The organism is Bartonella sp. AP150HLJHH (assembly GCF_042196385.1).
Classification (GTDB): Bacteria; Pseudomonadota; Alphaproteobacteria; order Rhizobiales; family Rhizobiaceae; genus Bartonella.
This window is the reverse complement of record NZ_JBHIQC010000053.1, coordinates 1-5505: the sequence shown is the minus strand read 5'-3', so window position 1 is coordinate 5505 and position 5505 is coordinate 1. Positions and strand designations below refer to the sequence as shown.

At 45.5% G+C, this 5505-nt stretch carries 1 protein-coding gene; it reads right to left on the bottom strand.

Annotation, left to right across the window (positions count from 1 at the left end):
* Window positions 1-5505, bottom strand: a 5505-nt coding sequence (locus tag ACFING_RS09165) for a hemagglutinin repeat-containing protein (RefSeq protein WP_375630610.1), incomplete at both ends; no start/stop codon positions are given.

The window sequence follows — 5505 nt, the reverse complement described above, 5'->3', positions numbered from 1 at the left end:
ATAAGCCGTAGGCCAATTGTAACCAATCACTGTACTAATGGGGTCTAACATATGACCTTGTATGTAGATATAATTTTTTTCGCCATCGCTTAGATAATCTACTGTATTGGCCATCGATTGCATGTGAGCAGCCGCTCCAACAAGATAGAAGTCTGTTTTCTTGGCTACACTGTGGATACCATGTTCTTGCAAGTCATTTGCTCCATTGCGTATTGTTAAGGTACCCCGGCTATGCCCACTAACAATAGCATTGTCATTGCCATAACGATAGATAAAATCTTGGAACTTCTTGGTCGAATTACTCAATCCCCAAGTGCTACCCTCCCAAAACTTTTGATAAAATGCTACCCCTAATTCTACCAGCACATCATCAGCTTGGGGAAAGTATGTAAAATAAAGGGGACCATTTTTATTAACAGCCAATTGGACAGCATTACCGGCTGCTTCATCTGGTGAATTAAAAATGCCATTGTAGAACATATAAACAGCACCATTAGGGCCTTTTTGTAAATGCTTTTCTTCCTCTGGCTTTAAAAAGTGATACAGAGTGATATATTTTCCATCATTGCCTTTTATATACTCTCCATTTTCATCGGTTAAATAGAGGACATTGCCATTTTCATCATGCGCAACCTCACCCACTGGATGGTCAACATAAAATGCCATTTTACGAACCCCATCCCATATATCAAACCATTCATCTACCCATTTATTTCTCATACCTAAACGATTACGCAATATATCCTCAAGCGGTGCGACATCTAGCTGTCCTACTGCCTGGTGGGCTGTAGCGGTGTTGCGGTTGAGTGCACCAATGATTTGTCCAGCATCTTGCCCCATCGCCCTCTGTCCAGTTGTATCAGTAAGGATGATAGTCCCATCGCTGATAGCAGATTTGGTTTCCCCTTCTGCTGCATCCTTGGCTTTGCCGTGATTTAAAACATTCTTGGCAATGTTTTTTATCGTGTCATTCCCAGAAATGCTAAACCCCTGGCTGCTGGCTTTAGCATGGGCACCGTTGTTGATATCACTGGTGCTAATGCTTCCTGTGGTCAGGCTGTTTTTGTCTGCCGGCGCGGTGCTGGCAATAATACCTCCGGTCAGCGTTGTTTTGTCTTTAACTATGATATTAAAGCCGCCATCACCCGCTTTGATGCCTGATTGTTCCACAACACTATGATAATCGCTGGAGGATTTATCCTTTTGGAAAGAGGCGCTCATGGACCCCCCACCACCCGTTTGTCCAGCACCAAACCCAACAGAAACAGAGTTTTGCTTGCTGGAAGTTTGTCCCGTATCACTGCGGCTGGTAATGGCAAAATCACCCCCTACTTCCATTTCTACACGCTCTCCAGAAACCACGGCGCCTGCCAATGTGGTGTTTGCCCCACTCGTGGTATGAACAGTGCCGGTGCCTATAATATGGCTGTTTTTGTGTTGAACTTCCTCACTGGAACCTTCCCCTTGACTAAAAGCAGCACTGCCCGTTGCCCCTGCGCCACCCGTGCCATAACCGGTGCCAACACTCATTGAAGCACTTTCACTGCTGTTTTGTGTGCTTTGCGTGTTTTGCGCACTTTCAAAGATGATATCTTCACCTGCTTCCATGGTGATCTTTCCGCTCTGTGCATCATTTTCCAGCACATAGATTGGATTGGTACCAGCGATAATATCAGCACCAACACCATGAATGCTGCCTTTGTGGGCTTGCATGTTAACAGCGCGTCCGCCTTCTATGCTATCTGTCACCGCTGTGGAGACTTGAGAAGAGGCTTCTGTTTTCTCAGTTTTAAAGCCCACGGTTACACTGCCAGATGCACCCGCCATATTGGCAAGAGCATCCTTGGTGGAGCCCCCCAATCCTCCTAATGAGCTACTCAGTCCTTTGGTTATATTCCCCTTTTCCCCCGTATTGCCAGTCAGCCAATTAACAAAGGTTTTGCCTTTACTATAAAGATGACTGATTTTCATGCCGGTCAGTATGCCATTAATAACTGTATTGTTACCATCCTTATTATTCATGTGATCTGCGGCATCTTTTAGTCCTTGTACCGTGCCAAGGACACCGATATCAACGGAAGTTGTCACACCAGCAAAAGACTTTTCATGTGTCTCTTTGCCGTTAGAGGTATCATAGCTTTCTGAAAGCGTGATATTATTGCCGGCATCCATGTTGACATCACGATCCGCCGAAACAATGGCTGCTTGCATATTTACATCATTGTCAGCAGTAATCTGCACATCTTGGCGTGCCGTGATGTGTGATTGTGTGGAAGTATTTTCCCATTGATCGCCCGTATCTTTGGCGCTTGCAATTCCAACACCTACAGAAGCACCGCTGTTACTCTTTTCAAACTGAAACCCAAAGCCTTCCCGTTCTTCTACAGAGTTTGACTTATGGCTATTATGACCAACAAGCACATTGACATCATGCGCTGCCGAAAGGTTAATATTCTCACCCGCAAGATCAGAGCCAACAATTTTCACATCTTTTTTCTTGGCAGTGATGTTGATCGTACCATCCGCATTGAGAGAAGAACCTTGATGCTCAAAACTCTCTTCATTTTCTGTCTTTCCCTCACTCCCGTATATCGACACAAAGCCCTTACCTGATCCCACACCAAAACCCGTTTCATGGGTCTCTGAATGGCTTTTATGGTGATCTGTCATGCCATCAATCGTCACATTTTCTCCGCTCACATTGATATCTTGACCGGAAAGCAGATGAGAAGCAGAAATCTTGGCTTCTCCTTGTGCGTCTAACACGATGTTGCCCGTCGCCCCAAGGATAGAGGAGACCGTTGTGGTATGCGATTGAGATGTATCGGACGATTTCTCATGCAAAAAGCCACTTGATGACGATTGTGCTTGCTGGTCCAAGTGTTCTTGGGCGCCTTTGATAGTAATCTTTCCCCCAGAGTGAATGGTAATATCCGCTTGTTTCTGTTCTCCTGGTGCTTTCTCTCCTGACGTTTCCTCTGCCTTACCGGCTACGAGCGTCGAGGCTACAACTTCCGTGTTGTTTCCGGAATCAATGGCAATGCCTTCACCCCCTGTTATGCTTGACCCCACAACTTGGCGCACATCCATCTTGTTATGCTCAGATTTACTGCTACTAAACACCCCACCGTCTTTATGGTACGACATCTCATAATGTAAGCTATCCTCTGCATTATTGATCAGGACATCGTTGCTGGCTTTCAGCCCTACCTTGCCCTCAGCCGCAATGGAACTGCCTGTGATGCTAAGGTCATGCGGTTTGCCATCCTGTCCTGCAATGACAGTGGTATCACCTCCAGATTTTATCGAAGAGCCAACGGCATGAGAGGCTTGCATATCCACTTTCGTGTTTTTGGCGCGAAGATGATACTCCATCTCATCGTTTCTCACCCCTATTGTTATCTCCCCTTGGGCGCCAAGAGCAACATTACCCTTGGCATCTATATCGGAAGCCGCCATATGGATATCTTTTCCAGAGAGAACAGTGGTCTCTTTTCCAGAACTTAAATGAGAGCCATTGTGTAAAGCAACATGAGATGTTTCACTCCCACTCTGATTGTCCATGCTGTTGCGTGTGGCATCAATCGAAACATTCCTCTCAGCTTGTAAGAGAAGTTTATCCTTTGTTTGAACATCAGAGCCTAAGATATTCAAATCTTTTCCAGAGGCAAGTGTCGTTGAGCCTCCAGAGTTGACTTCTGATTTATGATGCATGGTGGCATCACCCTGTTCACCATGGTAATGGGTTTCTGCTGAACCGATCGTCAAGTTACCTTGTTCTGTAGCCATGGCAAGATCACCTCCGGTAGTGATCCCCACCCCTGAGGCTGTGATATCTTGCTTGGCAATCACCGTTGCATTACCCCCAGCAGAAAGCGCCTCGGTGTTTAATACGGTCTCCACGCCGTCAACCGTTGTGCGCCCTGCATCCAAACGAATATTCTTCTCCGCAAGGAGAACAGCATCACCACCCGCCGCAAAATGCCCCCCTTGACTGAGGATATCCCCACCATGCACATGCAATTGGTGATTTGCCGCAATCCGCCCTGAATTGATAATCGTTGAATTGCTTGTATTTTGGCTGGTGATATTGACATCATCGCCCATGATCAAAGCCCCAGCAGAAACAAAGGAGGCTCTGTCTTTTTCAGGGATGTAAAGCACCGGTGCATAAACATCCATGCCCTTGACCTGTTGGCGTACATAAATCACCATCGGGGCTTCTAGGGATGCCAATTGTTCTTCACTCAAAGCCTCACCAAAAGGGAGATTGTGTGCTTTTGCATAGTCTGCCCCGACATCCAGCAAAGTTTTGACTTGTTCAATGGCATCACTTCCAGGAATAAAGGAACCTTTACCCAAACCTTGACCCACAAGATCACGCATTTGTTTTTCAATCAGTTCCTTTTCGAAATAGGCATCGCCTAAGAAAAAAATCTCTCTGTCAGGATTATAACCAATTCTGTTCAAATAATAGGCTGAGCCATAAAACTTGCCGACATCAAGAAATTCTGCTCTAGTTTCATAAATGAAATTTTGATTGGGCAGCGTGCCCCCAACCCCACCCGATTGGGGCTTTGGTAAAGGGAGCCCCTCAGAAAGTTCCCCCGCATTATTGAGATCCACTTTTGGTGTAAAGAGAGCATCAACCCCAGTTAAACCACTTAAGGACTCCAGTGGATTGCCTTCAACGGTTTTTGCTTCAAAATGCGCATCCCCTGTAATGGAACCTTCCGCTGCCGTGTTATTGAGTTGATCGACCACCAGATTTAAAGTGCCACCCGCTTGGACAAGACCAGGAACGCTCTCCAAAGCTTCTGAACCAATCTGGCGATCCTTGCCATTGGCTATATCTAAAGAAACATCGCGGCTTCCATCAGCTTTATAACCATAACAACTGTCTGTATTAGCCTGACAACCAAGATAAGTGTTTTTATAAGCCGTTGCACCTAAATTGGTCAGCACATTGGCGTGGATATCGGCATTTCCCCCTGCTCTCATAGAGCTATAATGGTTGTCAATGGTATCAGCGTTAATGATGAGATTGCCGTGAGATTGTATCATCCCCTGAACCGTTGGTTTATGCGAAAACCCTTGCGTGACAGTCTTTTCTGTCATGTGTGACCAGTTATTCCATTGATAGCGTTCTATATTACTGTTTGTCTTGTCATATTCCCAAGTAAATGCCTTATAGACTGTTCCATCTTTCAAAGTTGCCGTACCATAGGTTCCTTCTTTGTTATTCCAAAGTTGCCAATCAAACAGAAAGTCTCGGGGACCTTCAAACCCAAACTCTCTATCAGAAAGACTTCCACTACCCCAACGATCCCAGCCCATATCGTGATATAAATTCCGTTCATTGAGTAAATAATACCCCTCTGGTTTTTGGAAAGAAATATCGCTATATTCCGTTTTTTCTGTGATGACAGGCGTGCTATCGGCTTCGTTTTTCAGGGTGTTGGTTTGGATATTTAAGTTTCCACCAGCTTGAATCAAGCCTGCTTT